The sequence below is a fragment of the Cryobacterium sp. TMT4-10 genome (assembly GCF_004403275.1).
Taxonomy (GTDB): Bacteria; Actinomycetota; Actinomycetes; order Actinomycetales; family Microbacteriaceae; genus Cryobacterium; species Cryobacterium shii.
Window position 1 is genome coordinate 1 of sequence record NZ_SOGU01000024.1, and the last position, 18,645, is coordinate 18,645.

At 70.7% G+C, this 18,645-nt stretch carries 18 protein-coding genes and 1 pseudogene; 8 read left to right on the forward strand and 11 right to left on the reverse strand.

Annotated features, from left to right (window positions below; genetic code table 11):
• The 4 genes from E3T42_RS02870 to E3T42_RS02885 form a co-directional block, all read left to right on the forward strand.
• Window positions 1–688, forward strand: a 688-nt coding sequence (locus tag E3T42_RS02870) for an HNH endonuclease signature motif containing protein (RefSeq protein WP_134402421.1), incomplete at its 5' end; no start/stop codon positions are given.
• Window positions 688–1,674 carry a porphobilinogen synthase gene (hemB, locus tag E3T42_RS02875; RefSeq protein WP_370261560.1) on the forward strand — a complete coding sequence of 329 codons (987 nt, stop codon included), beginning with the start codon at window positions 688–690 and terminating at the stop codon, window positions 1,672–1,674. The genes E3T42_RS02870 and hemB, both read left to right, overlap by 1 nt.
• Window positions 1,674–3,023, forward strand: coding sequence for a glutamate-1-semialdehyde 2,1-aminomutase (gene hemL, locus E3T42_RS02880; protein WP_134367058.1), 1,350 nt, complete (start codon window positions 1,674–1,676; stop codon window positions 3,021–3,023). The genes hemB and hemL overlap by 1 nt, the downstream gene beginning before the upstream one ends.
• Before the next feature lie 78 nt (window positions 3,024–3,101).
• Entirely contained in the window at window positions 3,102–3,446 is a 345-nt protein-coding gene (locus E3T42_RS02885; protein WP_134367060.1) for a hypothetical protein, read from the forward strand.
• 38 nt (window positions 3,447–3,484) lie between these two features.
• Here E3T42_RS02885 and E3T42_RS02890 read toward each other — a convergent pair whose 3' ends face one another.
• The 4 genes from E3T42_RS02890 to E3T42_RS02910 form a co-directional block, all read right to left on the reverse strand.
• Window positions 3,485–4,501 (reverse strand): MDR family oxidoreductase, encoded by a 1,017-nt coding sequence (locus tag E3T42_RS02890; RefSeq protein WP_134367062.1) that lies wholly within the window; start codon window positions 4,499–4,501, stop codon window positions 3,485–3,487.
• Window positions 4,502–4,540: 39 nt separating this feature from the next.
• The gene (locus E3T42_RS02895; RefSeq protein WP_134367064.1) at window positions 4,541–5,383 is read right to left on the reverse strand and encodes an ABC transporter permease; all 843 of its coding nucleotides are present in this window, start codon (window positions 5,381–5,383) and stop codon (window positions 4,541–4,543) included.
• Window positions 5,380–6,387, reverse strand: a complete 1,008-nt coding sequence (locus tag E3T42_RS02900; protein WP_134367066.1) for an ABC transporter ATP-binding protein — start codon at window positions 6,385–6,387, stop codon at window positions 5,380–5,382. The genes E3T42_RS02895 and E3T42_RS02900 overlap by 4 nt, the downstream gene beginning before the upstream one ends.
• Before the next feature lie 285 nt (window positions 6,388–6,672).
• Complete coding sequence (locus E3T42_RS02910) at window positions 6,673–7,575, reverse strand: rhodanese-related sulfurtransferase (RefSeq protein WP_134367070.1); 903 nt, start codon at window positions 7,573–7,575, stop codon at window positions 6,673–6,675.
• Between the two features lie 90 nt (window positions 7,576–7,665).
• Between E3T42_RS02910 and E3T42_RS02915 the strand changes: the two genes are divergently transcribed.
• Window positions 7,666–8,220: a YbhB/YbcL family Raf kinase inhibitor-like protein gene (locus E3T42_RS02915; RefSeq protein WP_134367072.1), complete on the forward strand. Its 555-nt coding sequence runs from the start codon at window positions 7,666–7,668 to the stop codon at window positions 8,218–8,220.
• Window positions 8,221–8,299: 79 nt separating this feature from the next.
• Here E3T42_RS02915 and E3T42_RS02920 read toward each other — a convergent pair whose 3' ends face one another.
• Entirely contained in the window at window positions 8,300–9,160 is an 861-nt protein-coding gene (locus tag E3T42_RS02920) for an aldo/keto reductase (RefSeq protein ID WP_134402423.1), read from the reverse strand.
• A gap of 93 nt (window positions 9,161–9,253) precedes the next feature.
• Window positions 9,254–10,225 (reverse strand): aldo/keto reductase, encoded by a 972-nt coding sequence (locus E3T42_RS02925; protein ID WP_134367084.1) that lies wholly within the window; start codon window positions 10,223–10,225, stop codon window positions 9,254–9,256.
• 556 nt (window positions 10,226–10,781) lie between these two features.
• On the opposite strand from E3T42_RS02925, the pseudogene E3T42_RS17200 reads away from it, so the two are divergent.
• Window positions 10,782–11,225 (forward strand): annotated as a pseudogene (locus E3T42_RS17200) (alpha/beta hydrolase fold domain-containing protein); the annotation flags it as partial.
• Window positions 11,226–11,553: 328 nt separating this feature from the next.
• On the opposite strand, the gene E3T42_RS02935 reads toward E3T42_RS17200, so the two are convergent.
• Window positions 11,554–12,192 carry a LysE family translocator gene (locus tag E3T42_RS02935; RefSeq protein ID WP_134367086.1) on the reverse strand — a complete coding sequence of 213 codons (639 nt, stop codon included), beginning with the start codon at window positions 12,190–12,192 and terminating at the stop codon, window positions 11,554–11,556.
• A 138-nt stretch (window positions 12,193–12,330) separates the two neighbouring features.
• On the opposite strand from E3T42_RS02935, the gene E3T42_RS02940 reads away from it, so the two are divergent.
• Entirely contained in the window at window positions 12,331–12,894 is a 564-nt protein-coding gene (locus tag E3T42_RS02940; RefSeq protein WP_241975791.1) for a thioesterase family protein, read from the forward strand.
• 48 nt (window positions 12,895–12,942) lie between these two features.
• Here the strand turns inward: E3T42_RS02940 and E3T42_RS02945 are convergent, their stop codons facing one another.
• The 4 genes from E3T42_RS02945 to E3T42_RS02960 form a co-directional block, all read right to left on the reverse strand.
• Window positions 12,943–13,455: an SRPBCC domain-containing protein gene (locus E3T42_RS02945; RefSeq protein WP_134367088.1), complete on the reverse strand. Its 513-nt coding sequence runs from the start codon at window positions 13,453–13,455 to the stop codon at window positions 12,943–12,945.
• 135 nt (window positions 13,456–13,590) lie between these two features.
• Window positions 13,591–15,171: an NAD(P)/FAD-dependent oxidoreductase gene (locus tag E3T42_RS02950; protein WP_134367090.1), complete on the reverse strand. Its 1,581-nt coding sequence runs from the start codon at window positions 15,169–15,171 to the stop codon at window positions 13,591–13,593.
• 159 nt (window positions 15,172–15,330) lie between these two features.
• The gene (locus E3T42_RS02955) at window positions 15,331–15,720 is read right to left on the reverse strand and encodes an META domain-containing protein (RefSeq protein ID WP_241975792.1); all 390 of its coding nucleotides are present in this window, start codon (window positions 15,718–15,720) and stop codon (window positions 15,331–15,333) included.
• Between the two features lie 48 nt (window positions 15,721–15,768).
• Window positions 15,769–16,686 (reverse strand): LysR family transcriptional regulator, encoded by a 918-nt coding sequence (locus E3T42_RS02960; RefSeq protein ID WP_134402424.1) that lies wholly within the window; start codon window positions 16,684–16,686, stop codon window positions 15,769–15,771.
• Window positions 16,687–16,874: 188 nt separating this feature from the next.
• Between E3T42_RS02960 and E3T42_RS02965 the strand changes: the two genes are divergently transcribed.
• Window positions 16,875–18,645 (forward strand): proline dehydrogenase family protein (locus E3T42_RS02965; RefSeq protein WP_166805297.1); only part of this gene is annotated, 1,771 nt, incomplete at its 3' end.

Sequence of the window (18,645 nt, forward strand, 5' to 3'; positions counted from 1 at the left end):
CCCGAAGATGGGCGGGGCGGCGCCGACAGTGATGGTGCACGTGAACGCCGTCGACCTCGCCGACGAGCACGGAGTCGGCTGGATCGACGGGGTCGAAGCTCCGGTGTCGATGCGCACCGTGAATCAGCTCATCTGCGCCGGCGGGTACCGCAAGATCCTTCTCGGAGTGAACGGTGAGGTGCTCTACCTGGGCGGCAAGGAAAGATTCTTCAGCCAGGCCCAACGCCGCGCGATCGCCGCCCGCGACGGCGGGTGCATCATCCCGGGCTGCCAGGTCAACGCGGCCTGGGCCGAGGTGCACCACATCATCCCGTGGGTCAACCACGGGCCCACCGACATCGACAACGGGGTGCTGCTGTGCTGGTTCCACCATCACAGCATCGAGACCTCGGGGTGGCTGATCCGCATGGTGCGGGGCAAACCCGAGGTGATGGCACCGGTCTGCTTCGATCCCACCCGTACCTGGGTACCGGGCCAGGACCACCGCGCCCACCGGGCCAGTCAGGCCGGCNCCACCGGGCCAGTCAGGCCGGCGGTGCCGGCCGCGGCCGCCGAGCCCGCACCCGAGCCCACCCGCAGGCCACGGGTTCAACGGAATAGGCGCGCCGGCGTGGGTGGATCCTCTCTGTTCGCGCACGGCCGGGCCGGGTGCCCTCGTCCAGCCGGGCGACGTAGGGTTGACGAGTGATAACCCCCGTCATCCGCCCGCGACGGTTGCGCAACTCTCCCGCGCTCCGCCGCCTGGCCACCGAAATCCGTCTGCACCCGTCTGAATTGGTCCTGCCCATGTTCGTGCGGGAGGGGAGCGGCGACGCCGTTCCGATCCAGTCGATGCCCGGGGTGGTGCAGCACACCATCGACAGCGCCCGCCGGGCCGTCACGGAGGCCGCGGCGGCAGGCATCGGCGGCGTGATGCTGTTCGGCGTGCCGTCCGTGCGCGACGCCGTCGGGTCCGGAGCCACCGACCCCGACGGCATCCTCAACGCCGCCACCCGCGCGCTGGCCGACGAGGTCGGCGACGCCCTCTCCGTGCAGACCGACCTGTGCCTGGACGAGTTCACCGACCACGGCCACTGCGGCGTGCTCTCCGTCGACGGCAGCGTCGACAACGACGCCACCCTCGAGCGCTATCGCGAGATGGCGCTCGTGCAGGCCGCCTCAGGGTCTCAGCTGCTCGGGCTCAGCGGCATGATGGACGGCCAGGTGGCCGCCGTGCGCGAGGCGCTCGACCAGAGCGGCTTCGTGAACACGGCCGTGCTCGCCTATTCCGCCAAGTACGCCTCTGCCTTCTACGGCCCCTTCCGCGACGCCGTGGAGTCGACCCTCGAGGGCGACCGGCGCACGTACCAGCTCGACCCGGCCAACCGCCGGGAAGGGGTGCGCGAGGCGCTGCTCGACATCAGCGAGGGTGCGGACATCGTGATGGTGAAGCCGGCCATGAGTTACCTGGACGTTTTGTCCGATGTGGCCGCCGTTAGTGATATTCCGGTCTGGGCATACCAGGTGTCCGGCGAATACGCCATGATCGAGGCCGCCGCGGCCCACGGCTGGATCGACCGCCGCCGGGCCGTCGAGGAGTCCGTCCTCAGCATCCGTCGCGCCGGCGCGGACGCCGTGCTCACCTACTGGGCGGTCGAACTCGCCACCTGGCTGAACGAAAGGCAGGCCCGCTGATGACCCGCAACGACGATCTGTTCGCCCGGGCGCAGCGCGCCATCCCCGGCGGCGTGAACTCGCCTGTACGGGCCTTCCGCTCGGTCGGCGGCACCCCGCTCTTCCTGGTCAAGGCGAAGGGCGCCTACGTCACCGATTCCGACGGGCGCGAGTACGTCGACCTGGTCAGCTCGTGGGGGCCGGCCATCCTCGGCCACGCCCACCCGGACGTGGTGCAGGCCGTGCAGGATGCCGCCGCCCTCGGTCTCTCCTTCGGCGCCTCCACACCGGGCGAGACCGTGCTGGCCGAACTGATCGAGGAGCGCGTCGGCGCCGTCGAGAAGCTGCGCCTGGTGTCCACCGGCACCGAGGCCACCATGACGGCCATCCGCCTGGCCCGCGGTTTCACCGGCCGTGACCTGCTGATCAAGTTCGCCGGCCACTACCACGGCCACTCGGACGGGCTGCTGGCCCAGGCCGGGTCGGGCCTGGCCACCCTGGCGCTGCCCGGGTCCGCCGGAGTGACCGCTGCGACCGCCGCGCAGACCCTCGTGCTGCCCTACAACGACCTCGACGCTCTGCGTGCCGCCTTCGCCGCGCACCCCGGGCGCATCGCCGCCGTGATCACCGAGGCCGCGGCCGCGAACATGGGCGTGGTCGCGCCCGACCCCGGCTTCAACGCCGCCATCACCGAGATCGCGCATGAGAACGGCGCGCTCCTGATCATCGACGAGGTGCTGACCGGCTTCCGGGTCGGCCGCGCGGGCTACTGGGGCCTGGACAACACCGGTCCCGACAACACCGGTCCCGAGGCCGCCCCGACCCGATACACACCCGACCTCTTCACCTTCGGCAAGGTCATCGGCGGCGGCCTCCCGGTCGCGGCCCTCGGCGGCCGGGCCGACGTGATGGACTTCCTCGCGCCGAACGGCCCGGTCTACCAGGCCGGCACCCTCTCCGGGAACCCGGTGGCCGTGGCCGCCGGAATCGCGACCCTCAGCGCCCTGGACGACAGCGTCTACGCGCAGCTCGACGCCACGGCCCTGCTGCTCTCCGAGGCCGTGTCGGCCGCGTTCTCGGCCGAGGGCGTCGCCCACGCAGTGCAACGCGCCGGCAACCTGTTCAGCTTCGTCTTCGGGGACGAGGCCGCGGCCTCCGCACCCCGGGACTACGCGCAGGTGCAGCGGCAGGACGCGTTCCGCTACGGCCCGTTCTTCCACTCCATGCTGGACCAGGGCATCTCCTTGCCGCCGTCGGTGTTCGAGGCCTGGTTCGTCTCCGCGGCCCACGACGAGAGCGCGCTCGGCTGGATCCTCGATGCCCTGCCGACCGCCGCGAAAGCCGCGGCGGCGGCGACCGCCCCGGTGTGAGCATCCGCCCAGGGGACGTTATTCCTTTGTGAGGTTGTCGATAAAAGAAATTCCGGCCGGAACAGGCAGACTAGGACGATGGCTTCCCTCCGCGTTCACCCCGACCGGCTCGAGATCCACCTGACGAAGGCGGAGCGCACCATCTCGCTGCGCAAAGAGGACCTCGTGGTGGCGCGCGAGAACATCCGTTCGGTCACGATCACGGATGATCCGTGGATCTGGATCCGCGGCATCCGTGCCCCCGGGCTGGAGGTGCCGCTCCTGCTCGCGGTCGGAACCTGGAAGTTCCACGGCGGCAAGGACTTCCTGGCGATCAAGCGCCGGCGGCCGGCGGTCGTCATCGACCTCGTCGATGAGGACTTCTCCCGCGTGATCCTCACGACCAACCACGCGCCGGACCTGATCGCGTCGCTCAAGCTGTAGCGCCGGCCGCGCCGCTGCGGCCGCGTGCGGCGCCGCGGCTACCGCCGGACGTCGACGACCGTGCGGCCGTGCAGCGTGCCGGCGAGGATGCGCGCGCCCGCGTCGAACGCGGCGTCGAGCGGGACGACCTCGGTCAGGCTGTCGAGCAGCTCCAGGTCGAGGTCGGTGGCGAGGCGCCGCCAGGCCTGCTGGCGCTGGGGCAGCGGGGCCTCGACCGAGTTGACCCCGACGAGGCTGACCGCGCGCAGGATGAACGGCATCACCGTCGCGGGCAGGTCGGCGCCCTGGGCCAGGCCGCACGATGTGACCACGCCGCCGTAGTTGGTCTGGGCGAGGACGTTGGCGAGGGTCGTGCTGCCGACCGAGTCGATGGCGCCGGCCCAGCGCTGGGGCTGCAGCGGTTTGCCGGGCTCGCTGAGCGTGCGGCGGTCGACGAGTTCGGCGGCGCCGAGCCCGCGCAGGTAGTCGCCGAGTTCGTCGATGCGGCCGGTCGAGGCGGTCACCCGGTAGCCCCGGTGGGACAGCAGGGCCACCGCGACGCTGCCGACGCCGCCGCCGGCGCCCGTTACCAGGATGTCGCCGGAGTCGGGGGTGATCCCGCCGCGCTCGAGTGCGAGCACGGAGAGCATCGCCGTGAACCCGGCCGTGCCGATCGCCGCGGCCCGCCGGGCGCTGATGCCCTCCGGCCGACGCACCAGCGAGTCGCCGGAGACCCGGGCCCGCTCGGCCAGACCGCCGTGGTGGGTCTCGCTGAGGCCCGCCCCGTTCAGGATGACCTGGTCCCCGGCCTGCCAGCGCGGGTCCTCGCTGTGCAGCACCCGGCCGACCAGGTCGATGCCCGCGATCAGCGGCCAGACGCGCACGACCCCCGGGCGACCGGTCAGGGCCAGGCCGTCCTTGAAGTTGATGCTGGAGTAGTCGACGGCGATGGTGACGTCGCCGTCCATCAGGAAGGCGTCGTCCACCACCCGCAGGGCCGCGGACTGCACCTTCTTGCCCTCATCGTTTTCGGTTCGATCGACGACGATTGCGCGGAACTGTGTCTCGTTACCCATGAGTCGAGCCTACGTGCGTCCGGTCCGGTTGCGGGGAGGTCAGGTGACGTCGCGCTTCCAGCTGACGAAGTAGCCGCCGACGGTGGCCGCGACCGCGTAGGCGAGCAGGACGAGGCCGCCCTGCCACCACTCCAGCATCGCCGTGCTGGTCCCGGTCGGGCTGGCGATGGTGAAGAAACTGGCCCCGACCAGGGCGTCGGAGGCGGCGCCGGGCAGGTAGTTGCCGATGCCCGCCGTTACTTCGGTGAACATCGACGCGAAGCGCAACAGCGGTTCGACGAACTGGGTGAAGGCGAGCACGATCACGACCGCGGCCACCTGGCTGGGCACCAGCACGCCGAGCCCCACGCCGACGCCGGCCCACATCGCCATGGCCAGCACGGTGCGCCCGATCAGCGCCCAGGTGCCGCTGTCGCCGAGCAGCGGGTCGACGCCGAAGGCCCCGATCACGAGTGCGCCCACCCCGACGGATGCCAGCAGCGCCACGACGCCGAAGCCCGCCCCCGCGAGGAACAGGGTGACGGTCTTCGCCCCCAGCACCTGGCCGCGGCGGGGGTTCGCGAGGAACGTGGGCGTCAGGGTCTGGTGCCGGAACTCGCCCGTGGTGGACAGGGCGCCCAGCAGCACCGGGAACACGTAGCCGACGGAGGAGGCGAAGCTGTAGACCAGCGGCGGGAGGCTGCCGAGCGGCGGGGCGCCCTGGCCGCCCGTTCCGGCGGCGTCGGGGCTGATGGCGCCGCTTTCGATTCCGGCGAACAGGGCGGCGAGGCCGCCGGCCAGCAGTGCGATGTAGCCGAACATCACGGCGGCCAGCACCCACCACATCCGTGTGGTCAGTGTCTTGGCGAATTCGGCGCGGATCGCGCGCAGGAAGGGGGTCATGCCGGCTCGCCTCCGGTGCCGTGCGGCTCGGTGTCGTTGGGATTGCTGCCGTGCGGCTTCCCGTCGTGCGGCTGCTCGTCGTTCGGGTGTTCGTCGTGCGGGTGGCCGTGGGCGTTGTCGTTCACCAGGGCGAGGAAGGCGTCTTCGAGCCCCTTCTTCTGGCGGTGCAGGGCGCTGACCTCCACCCCGGCCGTGAAGGCGATGTGACCGATCAGCGCCGGGTCCGGCGCGGCGGCCAGCAGCCCGGTGCGGCCGGTCGTGAACTCGATCCCGGCCCGACCGAGCGCCGCCGCGAGGGCCGCGCGGTCGGGGGAGTCCACGATGATGCGGGGCGCGATCTGCGTTTCGAGGCTGGACAGCGGCCCGCGGTGAACGAGCTCGCCCTGCGCGATGATGATGACGTCATCGACGCTCTGCTGCACCTCCGAGAGCAGGTGGGAGCTCACCAGCACGGTGCGACCCTCGTCGGCCATCGCGCGCAGGAAGCCGCGGATCCATTTGATCCCCTCGGGGTCGAGGCCGTTGATCGGTTCGTCGAGCACCAGCACGCCCGGGTCGCCCAGCAGGGTGAAGGCCAGGCCGAGCCGCTGGCGCATGCCGAGCGAATACCCGCCGACCCGCTGGTCGCCGTGGGCGTCGAGCCCGACGGTGTGCAGCACCTCGTCCACGCGGGCGCGGGGCAGGCCGGCCGCGATCGCGTAAACGGCCAGGTGGTTGCGGGCCGTGCGGCCGGGGTGGAAGCTGGCGGCTTCGAGCGCGGCGCCGACGGTGCGGAGGGGCTGGGGCAGGCTCCGGTAACGGATGCCGCCGATGGTGGCCATTCCCGAGGTGGGGGTGACCAGTCCGAGCAGCACCCGCAGAGTCGTGGTCTTGCCGGCGCCGTTGGGGCCGAGGAAACCCGTGACGCGGCCCGGTTCCACGCTGAACGAGAGATTGTTGACCGCGGTCACCCCGCCGAACCGCTTGGTGACGTGACTGAACTCGATGATCGCGCCGACCGGCATCCGTGGCCCCCTCCATCTGGTGCTGGCCCCAGCCTAGTGAGTGCGCCCCCGTGCCCGCAGTCGCCCGCACCTCCCGCCCTGAACCAATTCGACGGAGATTCTGCTCTAAAAACACGTATCCGGTGTGTTCCGGCCCATTTTCGGCAAAATCTCCGTCGAATTCGTTAGGGGCGCGGGGCGCGGGGGACGACCCGGACGACCCGGACGACCCGGACGACCCGGACGACCCGGACGACCCGGACGACCCGGACGACCAGGCCGACAGGCCGACCTCGGCCCGGCCGGTCAGGCCGCGGTGTGAGCGGAGCAGGCCGGGGGGTCGGCCGCGACGCAGGCCGGGCAGACCACGAGCTGTTCCCGGCACGAGGCATCGCGGCAGTTGAGCATGTTCTTGGTCGGCTCGCCGCACACGGTGCAGTGGCCGATCACGGCGACGTGGCCGCTGAAGTCCACGGACATCCGCTGGTCGAAGACGTACAGCGACCCGTTCCAGAGCCCGTCGTCGCCGAACGCCTCGCCGTACCGCACGACGCCGCCGTCGAGCTGGTAGACCTCGCCGAAGCCGCGGTCCTTCATCAGTGAGCTGAGCACCTCACAACGGATGCCTCCGGTGCAGTAGGTGACCACCGGCCGGTCCTTGAGGTGGTCGTATTTGCCGCTCTCGAGCTCGGCCACGAACTCGCGCGTGTTGGCCACGTCCGGCACGATCGCGTTCCTGAACCGGCCGATCTCCGCCTCGAACGCGTTGCGCCCGTCGAAGAAGGCCACGTCATCGCCGCGCTCCTCGACCAGGGCGTGCAGCTCGGCCGGGGACAGTTTCGTGCCGCCGCCGACCACTCCGCCGGCGTCCACCCTCAGCTCCCCGGGGGCGCCGAAGCTCACGATCTCATCGCGCACCTTCACGACCAGCCGGGGGAAGTCGAGGCTCAGGCCGGCCGGGTCGAGCCCGGTGCCCTCGCTCCACTTGACGTCGAGCTGCTTGAACGGGGCGTACTCACGGGTCTTGCGCAGGTAGCGTTTGAGCGCGGGGAGGTCACCGCCGAGGGTGCCGTTCAGGCCGTCCTTCGAGATCAGGATACGACCGCGGAGACCGAGCGATTCGCACAGGTCCCGCTGCCAGAGGCGCACGGCCTCCGGGTCGGAAAGCGGCGTGAAGACGTAGTAGAGCAGAATCTTCGGAATGGCCACGACCCCATTTTACCGAGGTTGACGCACGGTTCTCGCCGCAGGCGCAGCCCGGGCCGGTCGTCTAAACTGCTGCCAACCATAGGAGGCCACATGGCCCTGAACGATCCTCTCGCCCGCTTCGGCGAAGTCCCGCTCTTCACCCTGACCAGCACCGACATGACCGACGGGGCCCCGCTCGCCGCGGCGCAGTTCGGCCTCGGGTCCGGCGGCCGGAACGTGTCGCCGCAGCTGTCCTGGTCGGGGTTCCCGGCCGGCACGAAGAGCTTCGCCGTGACCGTGTACGACCCCGACGCGCCGACCGGTTCCGGGTACTGGCACTGGGCGGCCTTCAACCTGCCGGCGACGTGCACCTCCCTCCCGGCCGGGGCCGGAGCGCCCGGCGGGCGTCTGCTGCCCCCCGGCGCGGTCATCCTGCCCAATGAGGCACGCCAGCCGGCCTTCGTCGGCGCGGGACCGCCGGCCGGCACCGGCACCCACCGGTACCAGTTCATCGTGCACGCGGTCGACGTGGCGAGACTCGAGGTCGACCCGGACTCGACCCCGGCCGTGCTCGGATTCAACCTGCACTTCCACACGCTGGGCCGCGCCGTGCTCGAGGCGACGGGCGCTTTCGGAGGGGCTGCCGCTGACGGGGAGCGCCACTAGGCCTGCCCCGGCCAGGTGGGCAGCTGCCCAGCTGCTCAACCGCTCAGCTGCGTGCCCATTCAGGCGGCGGCGTGCCCGCTCAGGCGGCGTCGAGCGTCGCCGACTCCTCTGCCGTGAGCGTGAACTCGGTCGCCTGAACCGAGTCCCGGATGCTTTCCGGGCGGGAGGCGCCCGGGATCGGGATCACGTGCGGCGACTTCGACAGGTGCCAGGCGAGGCAGGCCACCTGCGGGCTCACGCCGCGTGCGGCCGCGACGGACGCGAACGCCGGGAACCGGTCGCCGAGTGACGCGGCAGACAGGATGCCGCCGAGCGGGCGCCAGGGCAGGAACGCGATGCCGAGCTCGTCGCAGAGGCGCAGCTCGGGCTCGCTGCTGCGGAACGCCGGGGAGAACTGGTTCTGCACGGATGCCAGCCGGCCGCCCAGGATCTCCCGGGCCAGCAGGATCTGCTCCGGGTTCGCATTGGAGATTCCGGCCAGCTCAATGGTGCCGGCGTCGAGCAGCTCGCGCAGGGCCCCGATCGAGTCGGCGTACGGCACGGCCGGGTCGGGCCGGTGGAACTGGTAGAGCCCGATCGCGTCGCCGCCGAGGCGTTTCAGCGACGCTTCGGCGGCCCGCTTCAGGTGCTCGGGTCGGCCGTCGATCGTCCAGGTGCCGTCTCCCGGCCGGAGGTGCCCGCCCTTCGTCGCCACGAGCACGGTCGACGTGTCGCCGCCCCACGACGCGATCGCTCCGGCGATGAGGGTTTCGTTGTGGCCGACCTCGTCACTGTGCAGGTGGTACGAATCCGCCGTGTCGAAGAGGGTCACGCCGGCCTCGAGGGCGGCATGGATCGTGGCCACGGAGCGTGCGGAATCCGGTCGCCCCTCGATCGACATCGGCATGCCGCCGAGTCCGATGGCGCTGACCTCGCGGTGGGCGATGAGCCTGGTCTTCATGAGTCCTTCAATCCCCGGGCGAAGCCGGTGTCTGGCCGTGCGGCCGCACGGAGTGTGCGGCCGCACTGAGAGTGTCGAGTGTGCGTTCCGGTGTCACCAGGCGTAGTGCTCCGGCGCCGGCTTTCGGCCGGGAAAGATCTCGTCCAGCCGGGCGAGGGCTTCGGCGTCGAGGGACACCGTGAGCGCGCGCACCGCGGCATCCAACTGGTCCAGGGTGCGGGGGCCCACGATCGGGGCGGTGACCGCCGGCTGGTGCAGCAACCAGGCCAGTCCGACGTCGCCCGGCTGATGACCGAGCTCCGCGCAGAAGTCCTCGTACTGCCCGATCGCGGGGCGGTTCTTCTCGAGCAGCTCGGCGACCTTGCCCTCGAGGCGACGCTTGCCCTCCCGCTCGTTGCGGAGCACCCCGCCGAGCAGCCCGCCCTGCAGCGGCGACCAGGGGATGATTCCCAGGCCGTTGCTGACGGCGGCGGGAATGACCTCGAGCTCGATGTCGCGAGTCAGCAGGTTGTAGATCGACTGCTCGCTGACCAGGCCGGTGAAGTTGCGCCGCTTCGCCTCCGCCTGGGCGGTGGCGATGTGCCAGCCGGCGAAGTTGCTGCTGCCGGCGTAGAGGATCTTGCCCTGCGCGACGGCCGTCTCCATCGCCTGCCAGATCTCATCCCACGGGGTGTTCCGGTCGACGTGGTGGAACTGGTAGACGTCGATGTAGTCCGTCTGCAACCGGGTCAGGCTGGCGTCGAGAGCGCGCCTGATGTTGAGCGCCGAGAGCTTGCCCTCGTTGGGCAGCCCGCTCATGTCGCCGTAGAGCTTGGTCGCGAGCACGGTTCCCTCCCGGCGCGCACCGCCCTGTGCGAACCAGTTGCCGATGATCTTCTCGGTGCCGCCCTTGCCGGTGCTGTCGCCGTAGACGTTCGCGGTGTCGACGTAGTTGATGCCGTAGCCGCGGGCCGAGTCCATGATCGCGTGGGCGTCGGCCTCCGGGGCCCAGTGGCCGAAGTTCATGGTGCCGAGGCAGAGGCGGGATACCTCCAGGCCGGAACGGCCGAGATGTGTGTAGTCCATGACCCCAGCATCCTCCCGCGGCGGTGACAACGGCAACTGAGGCGCTCTCAGCTTGCATGCGGCCGGGCGGCCTAGAGTCGGTTCGTGATCCAGACGCACCGCTCCCTCGCATGACCGACACCCGTTCCGTAACCGGCACCGACACTCTTCCCGCATCCGGCACGACGCACCGATTGCCGCAGAAGACGAAACCGCACCGGGAAACGGCGCTGTCCCGCGTCCCCGTCTGGGCCTGGCGGGCACTGATGCACCGGGTCTCGGCCGGCGAGTTGCACAAGTTCAATGCCGAGCCCATCGACACCGTCGACTACCACTTCGACCGTGACTACGTGGGCGACGGCATCCGTGACCACATGCTGGACGTGCTCGTGCTGCACGATGCCCCGGGGCCGCTGCCGGTCTACGTCTACTTCCACGGCGGCGGCTGGACCTCGGGTGACAAGGCTCCGCTGACGAAATACTGCGCCAGCCAGCCAGCCAGCCAGCCAGCCAGCCAGCCAGCCAGCCAGCCAGCCAGGTCGCCGACGGAATGGTCGTCGTCAACGCGAACTACCGCATGGCCACGCGTTTTCAGCTCAAGCACATGCTCCGTGACGGGAACGCGGTGCTCGACTGGGTGGCCCGGCACATCGAGGATTTCGGAGGCGACCCGACCCGGATCGTGCTCGGCGGCGATTCCGCCGGCGGCCACATCGCCGCGCTCCTGGCGGCTTCGGCGTACGAGCCGGCGCTGGCCGCGTACTACGACGTCGAGCCAGGGGTGGAGCCCGCACACCTGCGCGGCCTGGTGCAGCACTGCAGCATCGCGGACGTGTCCGTCATGTTCGAGCGCGGCTTCGTCCTGAGCCTCAATTTTCTGCGGATGCTGCTGCCCGAGCGCGGCCGCGGCGTCGTGCTCCGCACCGCCGCCCGGTTCATGTCGCCGATCGAGTGGCTCGACAGCGGGTTCCCGCCCGTGTTCGTGACCACCTCGGAGCGCGACTACTTCTACCGGGCGAACCTCAATTTCATCGCGGCCCTCCGCCGCCGGTCGATCCAGGTGGACACCCTGATCTACGACCGCAAGCAGGCGAACACGCACCACACCTGGCAGCAGGATGCCGCCCATCCCGAATCGCAGGAGGTTTACCGCCGGCTGGGGGCTTTCGTGCGCCGGGTGGCCTCAATTCCGGCCGCGGCCCTCGCCGTGGCATCCGTGCCCGTCGCATCCGTGCCCGCTGCCGCCCTGCCCGCCGCCGCCAGCCCTGCTCGGCGAGAGTGCCCGTTCCGGTCGAGAGTGACCCGCGCAACGGGCACTCTCGACCGGAACGGGCACTGCGGGTGGGCTTTCAGCTGCTGGCGCCGGTGGCGGCGAGCACGCCGCCGAGGCCGACCATCATCACGCCGCCCGTGGCGGAGAGGTGTTCCATCCGGCGGGGCGACTTGGCGAACCAGTCGCGCGCCGACCCGGCGGCCAGGGCCCACGTGCTGTCGCCGAGCAGGGCCAGCACGACGAACACGATTCCGAGGCTCATCAGCTGCATCGGCACCGCCCCGGCCGAGTAGTCCACGAACTGGGGCAGCACGGCCACGAAGAACACGATCGACTTCGGGTTGCTGATGCCGACGACCGAGCCCTCGGCCAAGAGCCGCCACTTTGACTTCGCGGCCGTGCTCACCGCGATGCTCCCGGCCGCCGTGCGCCGGTGCCGGATGGCCTGCACGCCCAGATAGACGATGTACGCCGCCCCGGCGAACTTGACCACGGTGAAGACCAGCACCGACTCGGTCACGATGGCCCCGAGGCCGAGCGCCACGGCCGCGATCACGGGCAGCATCCCGAGCGCGTTTCCGACCACGCTGAGGAACCCGCCCAGTCGGCCGAGCGCGAGCGAGCGCCCGATCACGAACAGCACGGTGGGGCCGGGCAGAGCGATCAGGGCGACGGAGGCCAGCGCGAACGTGAGCAGGTTGGGCAACGGAACCATAGACGAATGTTAACCCCCCGGCCGGCCCGGCAGCATCCGCTGTGGCAATCGTGCAGGTTCCGGGCCTGTTGTGACGGATGATTGTGGCCCTCAACAGCAAATGCGCGCCCCGCACCGGGCTCGCCCTAGTATCGACGGGTGCATATGCTCTGGCGAACTCTCCTCCACAGTCTGGTCTCCCGCTTCGGCCCGAGGCTCGGCCACTACGACGTGGCCCGCACCCGATTCATCACCCTGCCGACCGACCAGGACATCCTGCGGCACATGAACAACGGCGTGTACCTGTCGATCATGGACATCGCCCGGTTCGACCTGCTGCATCGCACCGGGATCTGGGCGATCTTCCTGAAGCGCGGCTGGTACCCGGTCGTCGTTTCCGAGACGATCAGCTTTCGCAAGTCGCTGACCCTCGGCCAGAAGTTCACGGTGGAATCGCGCATCCTCGGCTTCGACGCCAAGGCCGTCTACGTGGAGCAGCGGTTCGTGCGGCCCGGCGCCGACGGCAGCCCCGAGGTGTACGCGCAGGGCTTCATCCGGGGCCGGTTCCTGAAGCGCACCGGCGGCGTCGTGACCATCGACGAACTGGTCGAGGCCGTCGGCACGGTCCCGGAGGACCTGTCCGTGCCCGCCTGGCTGCTGGACTGGAGCACGGATGTCGCGATGCCGGCCACCCGCGCCCCGGCCCCCAGCGTCTGGGCCTGACCTTCCGCGTCTGAATCTGGCCCTGCGGCCCGGGTCAGCGCGCCCGGGTCAGGACGCCTGCTCGGACGCCTTCCGGGGAACGATGAGCTCCCGGTAGTGCTCCGCATAGTGCGCGTAGCGCGCCCGGTGCGGCATCGGCTTGCCCGCGCGCGACGCCACGAGCCGGTCGAGGTAGTAGTCCCAGTGCGGTCCGACGTCGATCGCCTCCGCGGGGGAGTGCAGGCGCTGGCCGAAGGTCAGCGTGGTCATGCCGGCGCTGTTGACCAGGTGCAGGATCAGGTGGCGGGCGGCGTCGCCGTCGCCGATTTCGACGGTGAACCGCTTCGGCGGGATGCACTGGCGGATGCTGACGTACTCCCACTCGGCATCGGGCTCGTCCAGCCGGAACTTCACGGCGCCCGTTTCGGGCGAGCCGGTGAAGGTCCCGATCCAGGCGGAGAGAGTGCCCGGGCGGCTCAGGCTCGCCCAGACGTCGTCGATGGGGGAATTGAACAGCCGGTCGAACATGAGATACAGGCCGTCCTCGCGATGGGCGAAACGTCCGGTGTGCCTGGCTGTCATGGAAACCTCCGCGATGAGTGGAACACGTGCCTTCCTGTCAGGTTAAGCCCCTTTGGGCCCCGCCGCCACCGGGCACGCCGCCACCCGGCGGAGCGCCCGGTGCACCGAGGGTGGGCCGGCCTCCGGGCGGCCCGCTCACTCCTCCAGCACGGCCATGGCCGCGTTGTGCCCGCCGATCCCGCTGACGCCGCCGCCGCGGCGCGCGCCGGCCCCGCAGATCAGGATCCGCGGGTGCTCCGTGGCCACGCCCCAGCGCTCGGCCGCGGTGTCCCGCGGCGCGTCGTCCTCGAGGAACGGCCAGTCCAGGGGGCCGTGGAAGATGTTGCCGCCGGTGAGGTTGAGGGCGTGCTCCAGGTCGAGGGTGGTCTTCGTTTCGATGCAGGGTCGGCCCGCGGCATCCGTCAGCAGCAGGCCCTCGATCGGTTCGGCGAGCACGGAGTTGAGGGATTCGAGCACGGCCGCCTGCAGCCGCGCCCGGGTCTCGTCGTTGTTCTCCTCGGTGAGCCAGCGGTGCGGGGTGTGCAGCCCGAAGACCGTGAGGGTCTGCGCCCCGGCCGCCACGAGCTCGGGTGAGAGGATGCTCGGGTCGGTGAGCGAGTGGCAGTAGATCTCGCAGGGGAGCAGGTCGGGGATCTCGCCGCGCACGGCTTCGTCGTAGGCGCGCTCCAGCTGGCTGAAGGTCTCGTTGATGTGGAAGGTTCCGCCGAACGCGGCCTCGGGTGTAACGGATGCATCGCGCAGCTGCGGCAGCCGCTCGAGCAGGAGGTTCACCTTGACCTGCGCGCCCTCCGGCCGGGTGTCGGACCGGCCGGGCTCCGGATGTTCTCCGGTGTCCGCGCCGAGCAGCCCCCGCAGTACCCAGGGGGAGACGTTGGCGAGGATCCGGCGGCCCGCGGCAACCTGATCCGTTCCGCCGTGGCGGTAACGAACCTCGCCGGCCGGGTCGACGGCGGTGACCTCGGCCCCGGTCAGGATCCGGGCGCCGGCCTGTCGGGCCGCTTTCTCCAGGGCTCCGGAGACGGCGCCCATGCCGCCGATCGGCACGTCCCAGTCGCCGGTCTCGTTGCCGATGACGTGGTACAGGAAGCACCGGTTCGCGTCGAGGTCCGCGTCCTGCAGCGAGGTGAAGGTGCCGATCAGGCCGTCGGTGGCGACGACGCCCCGCACGAGGTCGTGGCCGAACCGGGCGGTGATGGCCTCGGCCAGCGGTTGCTCGAAGAACTGGCCCCAGATCGCCTCGTCGCCGACCAGGCGCCGGGCCTCCGAGCGGGTGGGCAGCGGTTCGCAGACCGTGGGGAAGAGTGCGCGGGCGACGTGCTCGGTGTCGCGGTAGAAGGAGCCCCACTCGGCGAAGTCGGCGGCGGCGCCGACCCGGTCGAAGCTGGCCTGGGTGGCCGGCGCGTCGCCGCGGTCGACCAGGAGGCCTCCGGTCAGGTCGCACGGGTTGGGCGTGTAGGAGGAGTAGCGGCGCCGGGCGAGTGCGATCTCGAGGCCGAGCTCGTCGATGATGCGCTGCGGCAGCAGGCTGACCAGGTAGGAGTAGCGGGAGAGCCGGGCGTCGACGCCGGGGAAGGCCTCGGCCGAGATGGCGGCGCCGCCGACCTGCTCATCGCGTTCGAGCAGCAGCACCTTCTTGCCGGCCTGGGCCAGGTAGGCCGCGGCGGTCAGGCCGTTGTGCCCGCCGCCGATGATCACAACGTCGTGAGTGGTTTCCATGCCACGAGACTAGCCGGGACCCGGCGCGGTGCCGGTGCTGGGTGCTGAGTGCGTGGTGAACCAATTCGACGGAGATTCTGGCCGAAACGGGCCCAGAATACCGGAATCCCGCTTTTTAGAGCAGGATCTCCGTCGAATTGGTTCGCGGCGGGCGGCGGGCTAGTAGCCGGTGCTCGCGCGCTGGAGCGTTCCGATCTTCGTGCCCTGGGCATCCTGAACGGTCATCGTCGACCCGGCCACGGTGGCCGACTTCGCCTGGCTCAGCCAGGTGTCGACGCCCTCGCAGGCCATCAGCGTCGAGGCGAACGTGCCGAACTCGACGGTGTCGCCCGTGAGCGACCAGGTGCCGATCAGCCGGTTGCAGTCGTCCGAGCCGGCCACGGACTTGTCGTCCTTCAGCTCGAGGCCGGGCTTGCCCTGCGTGTTCGGGCTGCCCCACACCCCGGTCACGTCGCTCGTGCTCGTTCCGGCGCTCGAGGCGCAGCCGCCGAGGCCCAGCACGAGGGCCGCTGCCGCCGCGACGGCGATCAGCCCGATGGTCTTCTTCATGCGCATATTCAAAGCCGAAACCCGGTTGCCGTCAACCACCCGTGGCCGTCAACCGCCCGGCGTCGGCACGGCGACCAGCGCGACGGCGCGGCCCAGGGCCTCCCGCACCGCGAGGACCCCCGGCCGGCTCGCGCGCGATCGCCGGGCGGCCGTGAACACCGTGCGCTGGGGCAGCCCGGGCAGGTCGACCAGCCGCAGGGTGGTCGCCGAACCGGCCCAGACCAGGTCGGGCAGGATGCCGACGGCGTTCCCGGACTCGATCAGGCGGATGTGCGCGATCAGGTCGGCCGTCTCGAATCGCACATCGGGCTCGAAACCCGCCGACCGGCACAACTGCGTCGCCCACTGGCGGGAGGCGGTCCCCTCCGGCTCCATCACCCAGGGCAGGGTCGCCGCGTCCTCCAGCGCCGCCGCCGCGTGGCGCCCGTCCCTGGCGTGCGGCACGGCGAGGCGGAGCGCGTCCGAGGCCAGGTTGACCCGGTCCAGGTCCGGCCGGTGCGCCCGGGTGTGCCCCGGGTACTGCTCGGCGATGACCAGGTCGAAGTCCCGCGCGGACACCTCGAACAGGCCGGCCTCCGGCTCGCGTTCGGTGATCTCCACCCGGAGGTCGGGGAACTCCTCCGCCAGCAGGGTGAGCGCCTGCGGGATGACGGCGTGCGCCGCCGACTGGAAGACGGCCACCCGCACCGTGCCGGACACGGTGGTCAGCGACGCGGTCATGTCCGCCTCGGCCACCTCGAGCCGCTCCAGCAGGTGCGTCGTGTGCTCGACCAGGATCTCGGCCTGCGGGGTGAGCCGCACCCTCCGCCCGACCCGCTGCAGCAGCTCGACGCCGGCCTCCTTCTCCAGCAGGGCGAGCTGTTGCGACACCGCCGACGGGCTGTAGGAGAGGGCTTCGGCGACCCCGGCCAGGGTGCCCCGGATCTTCAACTCCCGCAGCAGGCGCAACCGCTTGACATCCAGCATCCGTCTGCCCTTCGCTCGAACCGGCCACCCCGGTCGATTCATCAATAATTCTAATCAATATCGATTAGGAAGAGTCGCTTTTGCTAATCGGATGGCGGCCTCAGACTGTGGAGAGATTCCCCTGCCCGCTCGCCCAGCGACCGCGAGCCGGAGAGATCCGCCGCGAACGAAAGGCTAGCCTCGTGACCATGACCAACCCCACGCCATCCGTGCAGCAAGATTTCAGCGGCGAGGTCGTCGTGCTGGTGCAGAAGTGGCTCGCCGAGAGCGCCACCATCCCCGCCGACGTGTCGGCCGAACGCCTCGCCGGGGTGCTAAAGGACCCGAACGGGCTGGACTTCACCGTGGGCTTCGTCGACGGCGTCATGCGCCCCGAAGACCTCATGGTCGCCGGCTACAACCTGCAGAAAATCGCCCGCAAGGCGCCCGGATTCCTGCCCTCCTACATGCGCGGCGCCATCGGGCTCGGCGGCGTGCTCGGCCCGGTGCTGCCCTGGGTCGTCATCCCGGCCGCGCGCAAGGTGCTGCGCCAGATGGTCGGGCACCTCGTCGTCGACGCCACGCCGGACAAGCTCGGCCCCGCGATCCGGCACCTGCGCGAGTCGGGCAACCGGCTCAACATCAACCTGCTCGGCGAGGCCGTGCTGGGCGAGAAGGAGGCCCTCCGCCGCCTCGAGGGCACCCGCGCCCTGCTCGCCCGCGACGACGTCGACTACGTCTCGATCAAGGTCTCCTCCATCGCCAGCCAGCTCTCGATGTGGTCGTTCGACGAGGCCGTCGACCGGGTCGTCGAGCGGCTCACCCCGCTCTACGAGCTCGCGGCCGCGTCGCCCGCCCCCAAGTTCATCAACCTGGATATGGAGGAGTACCGCGACCTCGACCTCACCATCGCGGTGTTCGAACGCATCCTCGACCAGCCCCAGCTGCTGCACCTGGAGGCCGGCATCGTGCTGCAGGCCTACCTGCCCGACGCGCTCGGCGCGCTGCAGGGACTCACGCACTGGTCCCAGGGCCGGCGAGCCGCCGGCGGCCCACCGATCAAGGTGCGCATCGTCAAAGGCGCCAACCTGGCCATGGAACACGTCGACTCGGCCGTGCACGACTGGCCGCTGGCGACCTACTCCACCAAGCAGGACAGCGACACGAACTACAAGCGCGTGCTCAGCTGGGCCCTCACACCGCAGAACACGGATGCCGTCAAGATCGGCGTCGCCGGCCACAACCTCTTCGACGTGGCCTGGTCCCACCTCCTCGCCAAGAAGCGCGGCGTCGACGACCGGGTCGAGTTCGAGATGCTGCTGGGCATGGCCACCAGCCAGGCGGAGGCCGTCAGCCGGGACGTCGGGCGCCTCCTGCTCTACACGCCGGTCGTCAACCCGGCCGAATTCGACGTGGCGATCAGCTACCTGATCCGCCGCCTCGAAGAGAACGCCAGCCAGGACAACTTCATGTCGGCCGTGTTCGAACTCACCAGCTCCCCGGCCCTGTTCGAGCGGGAGAAGCAGCGCTTCCTCGCCTCCCTCGAGGCCCTCGACGCCGAGGTGCCGCGGCCCAACCGCCGGCAGGACCGCTCGGCCGTCGACCAGCTCGAAGCCCCCGAGCACGGCGACGTGCAAGCCGGCGAGGAGGAGCCCGACGAGGGCCTCACCGCAGCCGTCCTCGGGCTCACCCGCGGCTCGCTCGGCTCGTTCGGCCTGCTCACTGCGCCCGGTGCACCTGGTGCGCCCGGAGCCTCGAGCTTCCACAACGAACCCGATACCGACCCCTCCCTGCCCGCGAACCGGGCCTGGGGCCGTCGCATCCTGAACCAGGTCGAGACCTCCCGGCTCGGGCTGGACACCATCGCCGCCGCGCGCGTGAGCGACGCCGCCCAGCTGGAGCGCCTGATCGAGACCGCGGCCGCCGGCGGCGCCGCCTGGGGCCAGCGCCCCGGCGCCGAGCGCGCCGCCGTGCTGCACC